Source organism: Glutamicibacter sp. JC586 (genome assembly GCF_009805585.1).
GTDB lineage: Bacteria > Actinomycetota > Actinomycetes > Actinomycetales > Micrococcaceae > Glutamicibacter.
Genome location: NZ_VHIN01000009.1, coordinates 55,688 through 73,676 on the forward strand (window position 1 = coordinate 55,688; position 17,989 = coordinate 73,676).

The 17,989-nt window shown below is 54.0% G+C and carries 8 protein-coding genes; all 8 read right to left on the reverse strand.

Annotated elements, in window-relative coordinates:
* Nucleotides 1–93: 93 nt before the first annotated feature.
* Complete coding sequence (locus tag FJV47_RS06750) at nucleotides 94–5,559, reverse strand: PKD domain-containing protein (protein ID WP_159611327.1); 5,466 nt, start codon at nucleotides 5,557–5,559, stop codon at nucleotides 94–96.
* A 57-nt stretch (nucleotides 5,560–5,616) separates the two neighbouring features.
* Nucleotides 5,617–6,864 (reverse strand): hypothetical protein, encoded by a 1,248-nt coding sequence (locus FJV47_RS06755; RefSeq protein ID WP_159611329.1) that lies wholly within the window; start codon nucleotides 6,862–6,864, stop codon nucleotides 5,617–5,619.
* Nucleotides 6,861–7,574 (reverse strand): DUF4352 domain-containing protein, encoded by a 714-nt coding sequence (locus FJV47_RS06760; protein WP_159611331.1) that lies wholly within the window; start codon nucleotides 7,572–7,574, stop codon nucleotides 6,861–6,863. The genes FJV47_RS06755 and FJV47_RS06760 overlap by 4 nt, the downstream gene beginning before the upstream one ends.
* A 416-nt stretch (nucleotides 7,575–7,990) precedes the next feature.
* Nucleotides 7,991–9,517, reverse strand: coding sequence for a sugar transferase (locus FJV47_RS06765; RefSeq protein WP_159611343.1), 1,527 nt, complete (start codon nucleotides 9,515–9,517; stop codon nucleotides 7,991–7,993).
* 372 nt (nucleotides 9,518–9,889) lie between these two features.
* Entirely contained in the window at nucleotides 9,890–12,466 is a 2,577-nt protein-coding gene (locus tag FJV47_RS06770; RefSeq protein WP_159611345.1) for a LuxR C-terminal-related transcriptional regulator, read from the reverse strand.
* Nucleotides 12,467–12,573: 107 nt separating this feature from the next.
* Complete coding sequence (locus tag FJV47_RS06775) at nucleotides 12,574–15,069, reverse strand: helix-turn-helix transcriptional regulator (protein WP_159611347.1); 2,496 nt, start codon at nucleotides 15,067–15,069, stop codon at nucleotides 12,574–12,576.
* A gap of 455 nt (nucleotides 15,070–15,524) precedes the next feature.
* Nucleotides 15,525–16,946, reverse strand: coding sequence for a dTDP-4-dehydrorhamnose reductase (gene rfbD / locus FJV47_RS06780; protein WP_159611349.1), 1,422 nt, complete (start codon nucleotides 16,944–16,946; stop codon nucleotides 15,525–15,527).
* Complete coding sequence (gene rfbB / locus FJV47_RS06785; protein WP_159611351.1) at nucleotides 16,946–17,965, reverse strand: dTDP-glucose 4,6-dehydratase; 1,020 nt, start codon at nucleotides 17,963–17,965, stop codon at nucleotides 16,946–16,948. Before rfbB ends, rfbD begins: the two co-directional genes overlap by 1 nt.
* Nucleotides 17,966–17,989: the final 24 nt, after the last annotated feature.

Sequence of the window (17,989 nt, forward strand, 5' to 3'; positions counted from 1 at the left end):
TTGGCTCAGTACAGCACCTGACCAACGTCAGCTTCTGCTCAGACCAAGTAACCTACGTGTGTTCTGGCCAAACCATCTAGTTACCTCCCTTACTCATTTGCTGATCGCCGTGACGGTCAAATCATCAAATCCGCCCAAGACCGGAGCGTTGTTAGCCGAACCGGACAGATAGACCGAGAGCCCCAAACGTCCGGGCACTTGCAGTGCCGCTGTCGAATCCGTTGAACTCAGCTGCCAGTTCGCCGGCTCTGATGCACCTACGTTGTAGACCTTGGCCTTCAACGAAGTGGAGTTGGTTCCCTCCGCTTGCACCCGCAACCAGACAGGATCGCTTGCTGCGCCCGAGACTTGGCCGATGACTGTTTCAGGGGTCAAAGCCGTGACCGTGCCGCCAACAACTTTTTCTATACTTGCGGCCACCGACTTGTTCGACAGGAAGCGAACTTTGGCCCGATAAGATCCAACGCCCGAAATGTCTCGAATGGTCACCGTCTGATAGATCCCGCCACCGGTTGCGTCCTTGTCGCGAACGAGCTTGATCCGCAGGTCTGCCTCCTGCAGGTTCACTGGCAACCATGACGATGGCCCCGAACCCGGGGACGACATCCTGATCTTGCCCACCGAATCTGCCACACTGAAGTTGGCGGCAGTACCGCTGCGCAGCCAGGTCTGTCCCGACGTGGCGACTCCCCAGCTACTGGTAAGATTTCGCGCGAAATCGTCCGAGGCTAAGACCTTTGGCTCCGCCACGGCGTCAATTTTGACCTGTTGCACCAGTTCGGCGTTGGTCCCGTCCTCGTCAGTGACGCTCAAAGTGATGTCGTACTCTCCGGGTTCTGCATACTCGTGAGAGACAACTTTGCCGGTTTCAGTGCTTCCATCGCCGAAGTCCCAGGCATACTCTTGAACGGCGCCGTCTGCGTCGGTCGTGCCAGAAGCATCAACGTCTACCTTCGTTCCGTTCACTGACAGAGTGAATGCCGGAACTGGCGAAGAATTGATCACGTCAATCTCAGACTCAGTGCTGGCCTCTAGTCCGCTGTCATCAACAACTCGCAGGGTGACGGTAAATTTGCCGTCCTTTGAGTACCGGTGCTCAGCATTCTTGCCGGTTGCTGATGCACCGTCACCAAAGTCCCAGTGGTAACTGGCGATCGGAGAATCGCCGGCCGAACTTCGCGAAGCATCAACGGCCAGCTTGCGTCCGAGAACAGACGTTTCAAATGCTGGCGCTGGCCCCTGAGCAGCGGCCACGGTAATGACTTGGCTGATTGTATTCTCACGCTCTCCCGCAACAACGGTGAGCTGCACCGAATAGGTGCCAGCCTGAGCAAATTCGTGGCTCGCGGTCTTACCCGTTGCCGTGGCTCCGTCACCAAAGTCCCACTGGTATTCGGTTATTTCACCACCGGCCGCCGGTGGTTGAGAGGTGGAGGCATCAACGTTAATACTCAACTGTTGCGCCTGGATGGTGAAGGCAGCAGTTGGATCCAGTTCGGCAGGGTCTTGGACCGTAACCTCGGCACTCGTACTATGCGTGGCTCCATCGTTATCGGTCACCGTCAGTTTGACGGTTCTGGTACCGCTGCTGGCGTATTGGTGGAGAGCTTCTTCACCAGTACCGGTGGTCCCATCGCCGAAGTCCCAAGACCAGAACACGATATTTCCGTCATCATCGTGGGAATCTGCGGCGGAGAAAGCGACGCTCAGTCCCTGAACTTCGGTACTGAACGCGGCCACCGGATCTAGGTTCGGCACTTGCGCGCTGACCTGAATCTTCTGTTCTGCGCTGGCACCATGTTCATCGGTCACTCGAAGCGTGATCTCATATTGACCGGCAGAAGTGTACTCATGGTGGGCTGTGGCTCCAGTGGCCGTTGCCCCATCACCGAAGCTCCAGGAGTACTCCAAGTCGCCGCCCTCTGGATCACTCGATTGTGAACCATCCACGTCGACGCTCATCGCGTCAACGTTCACGCTGATGGCTGCCACCGGAGCCGCGTTCTCAACGACAACTGTTATCGTGGCCTCGGCCGTGGCACCGTCATTGTCGGTCACGCTCAAGGTCACCTCATACTGGCCATCGGCAGCGTAGGTATGCTCAACGTCCTTTCCTGTGCCCTTGGCAGTGCCATCGCCGAAGTCCCACGCGTACTCGCTAATGCTTCCGTCGGGATCTTGCGAATCCGCGGCGCTCAGTGAAACGCTCAGCCCGGTCTGCTGGCTAGTTATCGCTGCCGTTGGCGGCACGTTCTCTGCCTCGACGACAACCTCATGTGAGGTGCTTGCTGTACTTCCGCGGTCATCCTTGACGGTCAGACGTGCGGTGTACGTGCCGGACTGTGCGTAGGTATGGCTGACGCCCGGTGTTTCGACGCTTTGACTTTCCCCGTCACCAAAGTCCCACGCGTATTCGGTGATGGTGCCATCAGGGTCGGTGGAACCGCTGGCGTCAAAGGCTACGGTGAGGCTGTCATTTGACGAGACAAATTCGGCGGACGGCGCTTGATTTGCCGCACCGACAATCTCGTAGTGTTCGTTGACTTCCTCTTGAGACAAGGCCTTGGAATACACAGCCACTTCGTCGATCTCACCGTTGAACCAGGCGGAACTTGCTCCACCCCATACGCGGTCGCCACCAACGCGCCAGTAACCATTAAATGGTTCGGCTGCCGTTTGCGGGTTGCTGCCACGCATCGCGCCGTCTACGTAGAGCTTCATGCCGTCCGAGGAGAGGGTGGCGACCACGTGGTGCCATTCTCCGTCGTTGTAGGCCTGCTCGGTGACGGCGAGATTTTCTTGGCCCGTGTAGACGCCAAAGACCAAAGTGCCGTCGTTGCGCATGTAGATATGACGGTCATAGCTTGAGGACAAGCCACTGGCCGCGTTGCCAAAGCCGATGATCTTGCCGCCTTCAGTGCTGGTGGTGCGGAACCATGCTTCCGTGGAGAATACGGTCGGGTTCTGCACCGCCCGGTTGGAGACGACCACGGCGTTGGCATCACCAAATCCGAAGGAGCTTCCGGCTGCGATGGCTGGGTCCTGAGCGTACTCTACGGAGTTATGGATGGTTCCATCGTTCTTGGCGATGGTCGCATCGCGGGCAATGCTGCCTTCGGTTTCATCAAGGCGCCAGTACATTGCCGGATCGTCACCGTAAACCGCGATTCCATATGCATCGGTAGGCGGTTCAGGAATATCTGCCGTACGCCCCGAGGCTTGGTAGAGCTTTAGAACGGTTGCGGAATCAACCTCATCCTCAAAGATGACGACTTCATCCAGTACGCCATTAAAGGCAGTACTCGACGGTTGATTTGGCCAACCGTTCATATTATCGCCACCGATTCGCCAGAGGCCCGAGTAGGCTTGGCCGGCGTGAACGTCTTGACGGTCAGCAATCTTCAATCCGTCAACGTATAGGGCCATTCCATCATCACCCAGGGTCGCGGTCATCTGATGCCACTGGCCGTCGTTGTAGCTGGCTGTCGAGCTCACTGTGGCAGCCCAACCCAGCCAAGTGCCGAAGTGCAACTTACCGGCGTTATCCATCCAGACGTGTCGGTCGTAGCTGCCGGAGTTTCCGGAAGCAGTGCTGCCAAAACCGATCAGCTTTCCGCCCTTGTCGGTGGTGGTCTTGAACCACAACTGTGTTGAGAAGGTATCTGGAGCGGTGCTCACGTTGCGACTGGCCAAGGATTGACCACTGAATCCACTGGCGTCATCACCGGTGATAGCGCCTTCGATGGAACGTTGCAGCTCACCGGAAGCATCCGCATCAACAAAACCGAGGTTGTCATAGGCCACGGTGCCGTTGGGCTCGTTGAGCGGGTAGTAGATGCTGGCTCCGGCATCGCGCAGTGCTTGCGCGTATGGATTCTCTGGGGCATCGCTCACCGTGACCGAAGCCGAGCGTGGACCAATATAGTTATTCCCCCAGGGGTCGCTCACACGGATGCGATACGTATGGGTACTGCCCGGTTCAACCGATTCGTCTTTGAACCCAAGGGCTTGCTTCTTCCACCAGATGGAGGACGCTTCCACGGTGTGAATCGGGGTCAGCGAATTATCGCGCAGAACCTCATAGGTCAGTTTCTCATCATCCAAATCCCACGTGGTTGGCCACGCAACGCGCACCGAGCCGTTGCTCTGGGACATCACACTGGGCTTAAGCTCCGCAGTGTATTCCGGGCGCACGGAGTTGGGTGAAAGGGAGCGCTTAGGAAAAACAGCCAGAGACTGCTGGTTGTTATTGTTTAGTCTGGTGAATTCGCCGCCCAGCACCAGGTAGTCACCGTTATTGTCCATGGCCCAGCCACCTTGGTACTGACCGGTGTAGGTTCCGGTGTTCAGTGATGGATACCAGTGAAGCAACGTCGGAATTGGTTGATTGCGGATCAACGAATTATTTGATGGCGCGGTGACATCAACCCCGGTGGCAAACGTTGTTTCAGCCAAGGCTCGCTTCCAAATGGTCGGATTCTCCTCGGGGAAACCATTAACCGAGGTGCAGTCGTGAGCGTGCGGTGTTGAATACATGACCTGGCCCATGATCGAAATCGATGAGGTCGAGCCGTAGCAGTTATCCAGCCACTTCAGATCGCCGCTGTTGAAGTCGGCGGCCCAGCGGCCGTCGAACCAGTGCCATCCCATGCCGTTGTTGGCGGCATAAACGACGCCGTTATCCAGTTTGAGGTCAACCACCCACGCGCGTTCATTGTTGCTGATTTTTGCCGGGACGGGTGTTGAGGTCCATTCCATCTGCTCGCCGGAGTCCTTGTTGACCGCTCCCACGCCGACCTTAGGCTCATTGTTGATGCTCTGGAATCGACCACCGACAATAACGCGGTCACTGTCATCCGTGGCAACCAGTCCATGAACAATGTCATCCACTACCGGTGCCCACGGTTGAAGGGCTGCATCGCTCCGTTGCAATTTTGCGAGGTTGCGACGGGTCTGATTACCGATGCTGTTAAACGATCCCCCAAGGTACACGGCGTCGCTGGTGACGGCCAGCGTTTCAACCGAACCACCGACACTGGTAGCAAAGGAGGTCAGCTGGCCGTTGGAAGTCGTAAATTCTGCAACCTTGCTACGTGCTTGACCGCTGACGGCGGTGAACTGGCCCCCAGCATAAAAGCGGCTGCCGTCAGGCGAGAACTCAATATCCAGAACGGGCCCGTTGAAGTTTGGGTTCCAGGACAGGATTTCCCCGGTGACGATATTAAAAGCCATGCCGTTATTTCGCACGACTTCACCAGCTCCCCCGGCAGCTACTCCGCTAGGCCGAGCCCGGGTAAAGGATCCAACAACGTAGGCGATGTTTCCGCGAACCCGCAGATCCCAGGCCACGCCGTTGAGCTGCGGGGTGGGGATGAAATCTGCGCTTACGGTCTCCGGGAGCTCTACTTCTGATTCGTCGGCCGCAGCTGGTGCACTGGCCACGAGCCCAGCGGTGAGCACTGTAGCCATTATCAAACAGGCCGTCAGCAGACCCGCCAGCAGCCTCCTCAGGCCGTGGGTCATCCCACGACGGTCGCTGGAATTGTCGTGGGATTTCATGATCTTCCGTTCCTTTCGCTTCACTGTTGATGCGTAATTTTGTTGTTGTGTTGAAATTCAGCTGCTGAGGTTGGCGAGCACCTTCTCCTCAGTACGAATTTCATGGATAAGCCACCGACGTACTGTCAATCCTCCGGCCACGGCTCCCAGAGCCGCCGCCCATGGGACCAACCGGTAATCATCAGTGAGGGACAGAACGAGCAGTACCAAGAGCACCGACAAGATGCTGTCGGCAAGACGGATCACGAATACAGTCCGCGCCTTTTCGTACACGGCGGCAAGCAACCCGTACGGAGTGGAGACTGCGACGGCGCTGGCATAGGCCAACCATCCGGTCACGGCCAGCGCTGACGGAATCATGCCAGTAAGCAGTGGACCACCCCACGGCAACAGCGACATCCCGATCACCGCACACCCGAGGGTGGCGAGGAAGAGCTTAAGCACCGATCGATCTGTCTGGTGTAGTTGCTGGAGCGGTGCTTGGTCCCGTTGTCTTGCCAATGATGCAAATAGGAAAGAGCAGGTTCCACTGACTACAAGCATCGCCGGCGCTGCGTACAATCGGGCGGCTTCCAGTTGTCCGGCAGCCACCAGCCCGATCAGTGCAATGACCAGAAACCTCGTGACCGTTAGCTGGGCGGGACGCAACCCCTGAAGTGCCGAACGCCAGATCCCAAAGTCTGCAACCATCTTGATCCGTGCAGGTCGCTGTGCTGAGACCTTTTCACTTCTAGGCAGGCGGAGCCACCCATAGAGTGTGCCAACAACTTGGCCGCCAAGCACGGCAACTAAGAAAATCTCGATGGTCAACGTTTGCACCAGCGCCATGCCAAGAAGGATGGATGACGTAGTCACAAGTACTACTAAGTCGACAACAATCAGGCGAGGGAAATCCAAGATCGCCATGTAGCTACGCCTGGTTAGCTCCTCGGCCACGTAGGCGATGGCGACCAGGCCGTAGATTGTGGCGCCAACTATGCTCAGTTCTGTTTGAGCCCAACTAATCAGGACCGCGACGATACCCAACCCAAGAGACAAGAGAACGAACCAAAAGCGCAGGCCTGCTTGGATGTTCGGATCGTGTCGGTCCAATACCATCAGGGTGTCGCCTACGAATCCGGTCGTGATGGCGGCGGCGAGGATCAGCGCCCCATACAGTATGGAGAATAGGCCCAGAGCTTCAATGCCGAGTAGTTTAGCTGCGAGCATCAGCACAATCATGCTGCTCAAGGACTGGATCGCCTGAGCCACCGATGACGATGCCACTTGTGTTACGCGGCCAATCAGCCGCCGGATAGTGGTCATTTCTTCACGGACTTTACGCTGAATGTGGCAGGTGCATGAACCTTGTCAAGGTCAACGTTAAGGGACAAATCATCTTCGGGTGATGGAATGATGAACGCATACTTCGAACTGGTATGGTCGCCGGAATCTAGCGAACCGGCAAAGTCATAGGCCTCGATTTCACCGTACAGTGGCATGGCGATCTGTTTGTCATCTCCCAGTAACAAGGTCACCACAACGCTGTTGAGGTCCAGGGCCGAAGTTGAGTTGTTATCCAGCGTTATTTCGAAAACTCGATAGCCCGCACCCGTGAAGAATCCAGATCCTTCACTCTTGACCGTGCCTTTTCCGCCGTCGGCAACGCGAATGTTGACCCCGTCGCTGTAGTCTGCTTCAGACTCTGATCCCATCTTCGGACTGAGCCGGTCCGCGGCTTTGACCGCTTTTCCGGAGCGCGCAACCTGAGGCAGCTCCTTGCCCGAGGCTTCATACGCCACCCCGCCAAAATCAGCCGATGCGCTAGGTGTCGGCTTCGGTTCTACGGTCGGCTGAGCCGAGGCCTTGAGCTGCTGAGCAGCATCCTTGGGTGTCGCCGTCGGATTGCTCGTGGATTCGGAGGGCTTTGACGAATGAGGTGTTTGCGATGGTGCACCCTCGGACCCACCTGCGTTGTTCGTCTCACCGTTACTCTCTGCCTGAAGTGACGGCGAGGTGCAACCTCCTAGCGTCAAGCCAGCAATAAGCAACAAGGAAACTGCCGCCCAGTTTCTCCTAGTGCCCCCAGTATTTTTAAGAGGGGAGTCGGCGACAGCTGGGGGGCAAGTCGTGTTTTCGCGCGACTGACATGCCGCCGACTCCGTCTGTTGAGTTCCGACTGTGTCGAGAATGAACTGCTGCTTAGTTTCCTCGATCAGTCGGACTCTTTGCTTGGCGTCCGCTGACTTCCCGTCGCGAACGCGTTGATCTAGTTCGGCCTTTGTCGCCCAACGAGTTTGAGATACGTGCATTATCGATCCCCCCACAGAATCATTGCCACCCACTCTGAATGCTAGGTATTCCCTACATGGAAAACACGAGTGACGCATTCTCGTTTTTCACGAAAATCTACTTGGAAACGCCTGGACCACGTCAGCGTACCGTCGAAGGCCTAATAAGCCCCGTCCGGCTTTATCATCACGCCGACCGTTTTCCCAATGATCCGCAGGTCCCCCAATACGCTCCAGTTTTCTGCATAGTACAGGTCTAACCGAACACATTCTTTCCACGACAGATCAGACCTGCCACTGACCTGCCACAGTCCTGTGACACCAGGCTTGATCAGTAGTCGGCGATACGCCTCAGAGTCATAAGCCTCAACCTCTGAGAACAAGGGAGGACGCGGGCCAACAACCGACATGTCACCACGAAATACGTTCAAGAACTGCGGTAATTCATCCAGTGAATGCTGACGTAGAAAACGTCCACAACGCGTAATTCTAGGATCGTTGCGCAGCTTAAAAAGTGGTCCGGAGCCTTCGTTGACCTGATGTAGAGCGGACAGCTGTGCTTCGGCGTCTTCGACCATGGTGCGAAACTTGATCATCTTAAAGGGGCGCCCATCTTGCCCGGCCCGTTCTTGACGGAAGAAGACTTTTCCAGGTCCGTCTACTCGGATCAAGAGTGCTATCACTGCAAAAACGGGAGCTAGAGCAATCAGCGCCACCGACGAGAAAGCAATGTCAAAACTTCGTTTGAGCACATACTTAGGCCCGGCGAATTTTGCCGAGTCAATGTGCATCAGCGTTTGTCCGTTGACCGCATTTGAATGCACCCGACGATTGGAGATTCCCGTAATAGCCGATGCCACGATGAGACTGGTAGCAGTCTTCTCAAGCCGCCAACCTAAATGTTGCAGGGCAACGCTACCCCCGGTCAGATGGCCAGCCACAACTACTGAGTCGGCATCCAGTCTGGCTACGTCATTTTCGAGACAGTCAGCCGACGATATAGGTAGTGACGGGGCAATCTCCGCGATCTCCGCTTGGACTGTCCCGACTTCAGGTCCATCAACAACAACTCCCACTACCCGATAGGCGGGAGCTGCATTGCGCATAAGCTGTTCAAGGACAATCGGAACGTCTACCGCGGAGCCAAAAACCACGACATTCTTGAGAGCAATTCCGGTTCTTTTTCGACGGAATAGCCACTGCCGCCAAGTCCATCGACTAACCAGCAACGCAACCAGCCCCAACGTCATAGACTGGAGCAAGAACACGCGTAATTCCAGATGGCCAGTGAGACCAATATAAGTCCCCAGGCCTCCGGCCACAGCGAATGTCGACGCTACAACAAGTTTGTACTCCCTCAACCCGATGGCGACATGAGCCAACGAGCGACTTTGGGAGATTTGGAGGACAAGCATCCACGTAATAGCCAGGGCAACACCTTCAGCAATGAATAATGAAAGATACTCACTCTCAAGGAGAGTATTCTCTTCGCCTGTCAACAACGAAACTGCCGGCAGACTCAACATCGTTACAAGGATCAGTAAATCCGTGACAAACAGCCATCTGACGTAGAGACGACCGTGGGCTACCGTCTTTTGCGCTGCGTCAAGTACGACAGGACTCGATGTTGACCACGTGCCGACGGCACCAATACTTCTTTCATTTATCCGACTGCTAATCTGCGACATGGTCGCCTCCGAACGTTTCTATTTGAAACGAAGTGCCCAGATCAGCAAAAAGTGACATCCCCATGTCCACCATTAGTCTTCCCCCAAGAAAATGCGAGTTCTCAAGACGGCATCGATTGCTCCCTGAAGCACCGAACCCTTGATTAACTTGAGCCTAAGGTGTGAGACGTGGCTTCGCACGAGTGGAACAATACTCAAATCTCCGGTAAACAACCGGTGTCTGGGCTTGGTTCACACTTGATCCGTACCCTATGAACACTTGGTTTGCGCGTAGCGGCATAAAACCAAACTCTCTACCGATTCGATATCGTGCATAAGGAGTTGTCCGTAAGATCGCCCCCACACACGAATCTCCTCATGTGTCGAATGGGCCTAAGGCCGCTGTACGATTGCATCCAAGCTAGCGTGGTTCAGCTCGGAGCGTTCGGTGATTCCCAATTTTGAGAACACCCGATAGAGATGTCCTTCCACGGTCCGTTGTGAAACTGTCAGAGCCCTTGCGATGCGGGCATTGTTCAAGCCTTGACGCGCCAAATCAACAATCTCAATTTCTCTCGCGGTGAGTTCCGTCATCGCAAGAATTCTTGAAACATGCTTTCCAGGCACAACTTGTTGCTGTTCTATGAGTGTTGCAGTACGCCGCAAGACCGCTCCGCATCGACGCTGATCACCTAATTCTGAATGGCGTTCGCCAGCGCGCGCCCATGCTTCAATTGCAGACAAGTAGTCCTTAGTAGCCAAGGCTTCCGAAGCTAGGTCTTCAAGTGGTTCCCCGTGCGCTTGCAAACGCAGTTCAATTATGCGTCCAAGTAGCCAGGCGCGTTTACCTTCCTGAGACCCTGCTAGTTCCTGCAATCTCCCATGCAGTGTGGAATTGGTCAGTTGCACGTCGCTTTTCTGTCTGGCGTCGTCAAACAGGACTTCACGTTCAATTAACGGGAAATTCTTCACAGACTCCCCCGGATACGGCTGACCGAGAGCCGCCGCAATTGCACGGGCAAATATCCTTTGTTCCGAAGAATCTTTACCGAGTTGGCCAGTGGTACTAATCATTCCACTGAGGCTAGAGCTGTGCGGTCCAATATTGTCAACGGCCAATGTCGACTCTCCATTACGTACAAGAACGAGGTAATACAGATTAATCGCCAAGCCGAGAAGCTGTGCAATATCTGCGATTCGCAACTCTGTAATTGCTTCGGCAATCTTGGACAGCGAAAGATGCTTTCGCCCCTGAAGGAAATGGCTCAGCCCATCGAGTAACGAAACCGCGCCTTGGAATCGTTGAATGTCGTGAAGCATCATGTTGCGTTTCGCCTCAACATGTTGTTGCGCACGATCATTGTCGCCCAGGAAGAGCAAGTTCCATCCAACGCGGAAAAATACTCTCACCTCATACAAAGCTTGGAGCTGTGCATCGCTCGTCAAGAGTTGGGTTGCACTTTCCAATGTATATAGGGCTTGCTGGCAGTAGCCGAGAGCGCTCTGCCTGTCGCTAAGTGCAAGGAGTCCGATGATCCGGGCTCGAGACGTCAAATGTGGATGGGCGAGAAACTCTTGAAATTCCTCCATGCTCGGAGCTGTACCCTTGGCAGAATTAATTCTCACCCAAAGCGAGAACAGTTTCCTGGCCGAATCAAGGGTTTCAAGGTACTTTTCCCCTTGTTCCTTATCCGCGTGCCCTTCCACTTGGTGCTGCCAGTCCCGAAGGATTCTGTCCAATTCAGAGCTGTCAACATCGATACACGTAGCTACGTCCAGAAGGCAGCCGTAGACCCTGCCTAAGAGTTCAAGATCCGTGATCTGCTGGACCAAACGCAAAAGTAGCGCGCGTGCAGCGTGATGGCGCCCAAGAGTGAGCTGAACGTGGGCCTCAAGCAAAGCACCGCGCTCATGTAGTGGAGAGAACCTTCCAAGAATGCAAAGGCGCAAGGCCAAACTGAACTGGTGTTCATTTGCAGCAGAGAGGGCAGCCTCGTACACGTCTTCTATGGGAAGTTCTTGTCCGATCTCGAGACACCAAAGAACTTCCCACGCATTGGTAGGCCGGCCAAGCACCTTCGTTGCGTCGGACCACAGCCCATGTAATCGCGTGATTTCTTGCTCTGTTGCGAGACTCTTGATGATCCGTTGAATCAACTTTGATTTAAGTGAAAGAACACCATCTCTCAGCACAATTTCTCCGGCTTTGGCCAACTGGCGGTACGGTAGGTTGCACTGCTCCAATACCTGTACTGGTTGCTCTCGGGTTGAAGCCAAAAGCAGCATGGTCTGCATCTCAGCCTCGGAGAAGTAGCGCGTGATTTCACGCCCAACTGCCAGCAAGCGTTCATCGATGGCGGGCAAGGCTTCGGCAATTACCCAAACTGTTTCGTGAAGCTTTTCATCCCTTTGTAAATTATTGTCACGAAAAATGGTGCCTTGATCTCGGCACGATGCTACGTACTTTTCTATTAGAAGAGGATTTCCGCCGGTTGCCAATTCAATCAGCCTGACGGTCGACGAGCCTAATTTGCAGCTCAACACTGCTTCGGCCACTATCTGAACTCCGCTACCCACTAAAGGTTTTAGTACCTGAATACTAAACGCCTCATGCTGGACCAGCACGCTAAGCGGCTCATCCACTTCCATAGTTCCACGGCCAATGGCGACGATCTTAACGTCGGAATTCTCAATCAGGAGCGAAAGGACAAAACACGACTGCTCGTCAAGATACTGGGCGTCTTCGATCACAATAATCGGAGTCTCGCCTTGATTCGCCACCGCAAGAAACTGACGGTTTAGCTCGCGCAATACCTTGACCGGTTCGTCAATGCGATCGAGTCCACCCAAATATGGCGACAATACGCCATAGGGTACGTCGCTCAAGGTCGGCGTGCAGTACAACGTCATAGTTGGTTCGTGAAAACCGGAACTGGCTAAAACGCCGTTGACGAGGCTAGTTTTACCCATACCCACGTCGCCTAGGACAACTACCCCTGCAGGACCTGCTTTCTGCAAGACCTTCAGCAACTCTCGGCATTCATTCGGGCGAGTGCGTAATACTATCTCAAACCCCTTCACCGCAGCCCCGCAATTCGTCGGCTGGTACGGTCAAGTGCGGTAAGCTCTTGACGATTTCTGACCTGCACCTTGGAATACACCTGGTACAGGTGACCCTCAATAGTGCGGATTGATACTCCGTTAATTTTTGCGATTTCTTGGTTTGACTTACCGCCAATGGCCAGTATGGCCACGTGTGCTTCACGCTTGGTCAATTCGCGCATCCATGCGGGCTGAGAATTGGCGCCATCAGATTTGTGCGTACCATCAAGATATTTCTCAGGTACTGACTGCCGATGAAGCGCGCTAATAGCCCGCGAAACCTTTCGTTGGTCCTTGGCAACAAGCATGGAAGCGAATTCGTTATGTGCCCCCGTTGCAAGAAGGGAAAGTCCTACCTTTACCAACGCGTCGAGCGCGGTAGCTATCCCGGCGGAATCTCCAGCTGTTGTCGCACTAACAAGTAGCCTCAAAGCGTCCGCTGCAGGATCTTCGCAACTCGCAACGGACGTACTGATTGCTTCAATTTTGCTGGCACCAGCAAGGCGAACGATGAATGCATTGGTGATTGCACGAAATAGGTTTTGTTCATCACTTGATACCATTTCAATCAGGGTTTCTAGTCGACGGATCGCCTTCTCTTGGTCGTTGAACTCAGAAAATACTAGAGCCGTGAAAATCTCGCTGACCCATGAATGGAAATTAAGCGGTACCTCTGCCGTATCGTCAAATTCAACCCCAACTAAGGACGCAGCTTCCAGTTGGCGCCCTGAACGCGCTAGGACATATGAAACAGCGGAGGCAATCGTTGAAACAAATAGCGGCTCGCCTGTCGTCTGCAACTGATGTAGCGAAGGCTCGAGAATGCGCAAAGCAGCATCGTGATCATCGTTGAGCGCCAAGAGAATGCCACGTACAAGGTTTCCGTAAAATACCAAGGAAGGGTCGTCATAGAATCCCTCGGAGAGTCGCTGTGCACGAGTCATTGCGCGGTTCCACGCGCCGGTGACTAGCTCAGCCTCCAACAGTTGATATTCGATTTCGCTTGCCACATTTGGTGCAAGATCTGAACTACTTGAATTGCTCAGACGGGAGGATCGAAGTTCTTCATCGACGTACCGAATCAACTTTGACGCATCAACCTGACGCGACTGCGCGGCCCAGCTAGCTGTCTGTAGTGACAAGGCGCGCAGGCGCAAAGAATCACTCAACCAGCAACCGCCGGCCACCAATTCTTGATCGGCTCTTTCCAGGCTTGGACCAACTTGTCCACCGTTTCCAAAGGAGCGCACAAACTTGCTGAGCATTTCCAATTCTTGCAATGCGATATCCAAAGACTCGAGCGGGCCATATTTTTTGATCGCCCCAAGTAGTCCATTTTTGGAAAATTCGACGAGTTCATCAGCCGCCGGCAACTGACCGACCAGGCTCAGTGCCCGCACATGCATAATCATGATGTCGATCCGGCTTTCCGGATCAACGAACCAGTTTTCCGGTTCGTAACCAACTTTTCGGAAGTCCTCCGCAATTTCAATCTGAGCCATCGGGTCGTGTACGTCGCGGAGGATGAAGAGCCCAGCACGAATTCGCGCTACGTCTACATCTGGATGGAAGCTTGCAAGTTGATCGGCGACCGAGGAGCGGTTCACTAGTTCAAGATCTGAAGCAACCAGTAGTGCAAGTACCGGACTTTGAATACGCACCCTAATGATGGTGCCTGCGCTCATCTCCACCTTGTCGCGAGCCAACAGCCCATCCAAGGCAGCGCTATGACCGCCACGCCTAAGACTGTCTAGTGCAATTGGTCCACCGACCGCGAGCGTACCAAGTAGCTCGCGTTCTGGCTCTGTCAACTCTTGAACTTCGAGTGCATACAACGAACGCATAGACGAGCCAGATGGTAAGTCTTTGAGTTTCAGAACCCACGTGCCTCTGATCTGACGCAATTGACCGTCAGTTCGCCAGCAATGGATCAGCTTGCGCATCAGTCCGCGGTTTCCCGCCGCCATGTAGCGCAGGTTCGCTGAGGCGAGCGCCGATACGCTGGCCCCTAATTCTTCTTCCATCAGCTGGTGGCTTTCCGCCTGGCTAGCACGACGCAGGTGCCGATGCTTGAGTTTGCCAGAGCGAAACAACGTGAACAAATCAACCGGGAGGTCCTGAACCTGCTGGCAGATTACGATGAGTTTCGCTTTACCCATGCTGGCCAATTGCGCCAGCAACGAGCTCGATTGCTCATCAATCAGTTCTGGACGCCCCACAACAATAACCGATGCCTTCCGTTCCCCATCTAGGAGTCTTCCGAGACCATGAACCAGTTCATGGCGACTTGGATCTTCCCCCAGATCTAGTCGGGAGAGCAAGAAAGACAATGCACCTAACGGAACCTGAGTGCCAAACTTGCTGCCGTTAAGGCGTACAACATGTGGCCGGTCTTGGATGCTATCTAGCTCGGATTCGACCAGTGCCCGTCGCCCACTGTTATTGGCTCCGGAAACTACGATTCCTGACAAACGCGGGTCGGATATGACCCGGCTAATTACGTTTCGAGCAAGATTCGGCGTCGACGAGATTTCCCCAAAATCTTCATCCCTCCGATCTCTGCCAGTGCTATCAAATGACAAAAGTTGCGAATGATTCATTGTTCAAACCGTCCCCATCGGTTCGTTCCCCATATACCCAAATGGAACCATTAGTCCATTCGTGGTAGTCCTCATACTAGGACGTACCGATGCGGAATTCACCAACTTTTCACCCACAAAAATGAAGATGGTTCACATGGTGAAGGTTGCGAGAGAAGCGCACTGTGTTACCTAAAACCGAGGACATCGTGAAATATGTACCCACGGCAAGCGCTTGATATGCGGAGAATTAGTTTCCGAAACGCAAACGGATTCTTAAATACTCGAGGTGCACTTGAGAATGATTCGCCTCAAATGCATGTACTTGTTTTTTACTTGCAAGCTACTTATAAGACCGCGTATTCGTCATCTAAGTATCGCTTTAACAACTCGGTGTTTGGTTCCACAACAAAACCACTTGCTTCAAACTTACGGGCATTGAAGGTGCTATTACGTGGACGAGGCGCTCGTTGAGGGTTCTGAGCCAAGTATTGTTTTGTTGACAGGGGCTGCACCGCGTTAGAGTCTTTTCCGCACAGTTCAAAGACATCACATGCCAGCTCATACCAGCTCATGGCCTGCCCAACACCTTGCAAATGATAGATACCTGGTTCACAGTCAGAATCAATCAGGTGCATGATTCCTCTGGCTAGCTCACTGGCAAAGGTCACTCGCCCGAATTGATCGTCAACAACGTTCGGACTGACACCTTGCTGTGCAAGTCGCCTCATCGTTGAAACAAAGTTGTTTCCCTTGCCAACAACCCAACTGGTACGCACCACGAAATTATTAGGATGTGCCAGCACTGCCTGCTCGCCGGCCGCCTTGCTCTGCCCGTAAACTCCGAGCGGCGCTATCGGATGAGACTCGTCAACCTCTGGCGTTGCACCATCGAATACGTAGTCCGTGGACACGTGAATCAGTTGTACCTGCTGCGCAGCGCAGTGTGCAGCAAGCTCGGCGACGGCGACAGCGTTGATGCGCCACGCTTCGCTGCGTCCCGGTTCTGTTTCCGCTCGATCAACTGCGGTCATGGCCGCGGCGTTAATGACGTGGCTGAAGCCCTCGAGGTTTATTGACGTGGCAAAACCTTGTTTTTGGAAGTCAGCCTGTGATCTATCAAAGAGGACTATTCGTGAATCGCGTTCTGCCAATCGAACGAATTCACGCCCCAATTGTCCGTTTTGACCCAGGACAGCAATGCGCTGTGGCTGTACAGCTTTTGCAGAGGACAGGAGTGGATGCTCCCGGTCTGCTGACGAAAGGATCACGTCGTCCAGGCTTATCGGCCAAGGTATCGAGAGCTGCGGGTCAGCAACGTTGACGTAGCTGTAGTCCTTACGCGAGTTCTCGGTCCAGTGTTCGGTGACGAGGTAGGAATAGACGGTGTTGTCACTCAGCGTTTGAAAACCGTTGGCCACGCCGCGAGGAACAAAAAATGCTTGATTTGGGCCAATACGACTGTAGAACACCGCCCCAAAGGTCTCACCTGGACGCAGATCTACCCACGCACCAAAAATCTCTCCGGCCGCCACCGAAACATACTTGTCCCATGGTTCAGCATGAAGCCCGCGAGTCGTACCACGTTCAACATTGAAGGAGATATTGTTTTGCACAGGTCGAAAGTCCGGCAAGCCCGCTGCAACCATCTTCTCGCGTTGCCAGTTTTCTTTGAACCAACCTCGCGCATCCTCATGCACGGGAAGGGTAACTTTCAACAATCCTGGAATTTCGGTTCGTACTACTTGCACAGTCCTGCTGTCGTTCATCAAATGGCGACCTTTGCAGCTTGGCTTGCCTGATAGCTGTATCGCTTCTCAGTGTCTGATTTGGATGGTTGCCACCAGTCACGATTCTTCCGGTACCAATCAATGGTCTGTTCAAGTCCCAGACGTAAGTCTGTGTACCGTGGCTCCCAACTCAATTCGTGACGCAGTGGCGTAGCATCAATGGCGTAACGCCGGTCGTGACCTTGCCGGTCGGGAACCCAGTCTAAGAACCTTTCGTCCTTACCCATGAGTTCGAGGATGAGGCGGAGCACCGACAAGTTGTCCTGCTCCCCATCGGCTCCGATCAAATAGGTACGTCCAAACTCTCCGCTTTCGAGAATGCGTTGCACAGCAGATGAATGATCGCTCACGTGGATCCAGTCGCGAACGTTTCTTCCATTTCCGTAGAGCTTTGGACGTTGTCCATCAAGAATGTTCGTGATTTGTCGTGGGATGAACTTTTCTACGTGCTGGTATGGTCCGTAATTATTGGAACAGTTGGACAGCGTAGCGACAACGCCGAAGGAACGAATCCATGCCCTTACCAGCATGTCGCTGGAAGCTTTGGTTGCCGAATAAGGGCTAGAAGGATTGTAGGCAGTTAATTCGGTGAAACGTTGCGGATCATCAAATTCAAGATCCCCATAAACTTCGTCCGTGGAAATATGATGCAATCGAACGCCATGGCGGCGCACCGCTTCCAGGAGTTCCACTGTCCCTAGGATGTTCGTGGTGACAAAGCTACGTGGGTCATGCAACGAATTGTCGTTATGCGTCTCTGCGGCGAAATGGACTACAGCATCATGTTGGGGAACCAGCTCATTAACTACAGCGCCGTCGCAGATATTGCCAATGACCAACTTGACACGCTGTTCGTCAAGACCGGACAGAGATGCTCGGTTAGCAGCATAAGTCATCTTGTCCAACACGGTAATTTCGACGTCGGAGTGCATGATCATGTGCCGCACGAAGTTAGCCCCAATGAATCCTGCTCCCCCAGTTACTAGGATTCTTTTCATTCCACCAATGTAGCCATGTAATTT

Excerpts from the sequence above, each read along its gene's own strand:
- FJV47_RS06750 (WP_159611327.1), bottom strand. The coding sequence starts at position 5,559 with ATGAAATCCCACGACAATTCCAGCGACCGTCGTGGGATGACCCACGGC.
- FJV47_RS06755 (WP_159611329.1), bottom strand. The coding sequence starts at position 6,864 with ATGACCACTATCCGGCGGCTGATTGGCCGCGTAACACAAGTGGCATCG.
- FJV47_RS06765 (WP_159611343.1), bottom strand. The coding sequence starts at position 9,517 with ATGTCGCAGATTAGCAGTCGGATAAATGAAAGAAGTATTGGTGCCGTC.
- FJV47_RS06770 (WP_159611345.1), bottom strand. The coding sequence starts at position 12,466 with ATGGGTAAAACTAGCCTCGTCAACGGCGTTTTAGCCAGTTCCGGTTTT.
- rfbD (WP_159611349.1), bottom strand. The coding sequence starts at position 16,946 with ATGAACGACAGCAGGACTGTGCAAGTAGTACGAACCGAAATTCCAGGA.
- rfbB (WP_159611351.1), bottom strand. The coding sequence starts at position 17,965 with ATGAAAAGAATCCTAGTAACTGGGGGAGCAGGATTCATTGGGGCTAAC.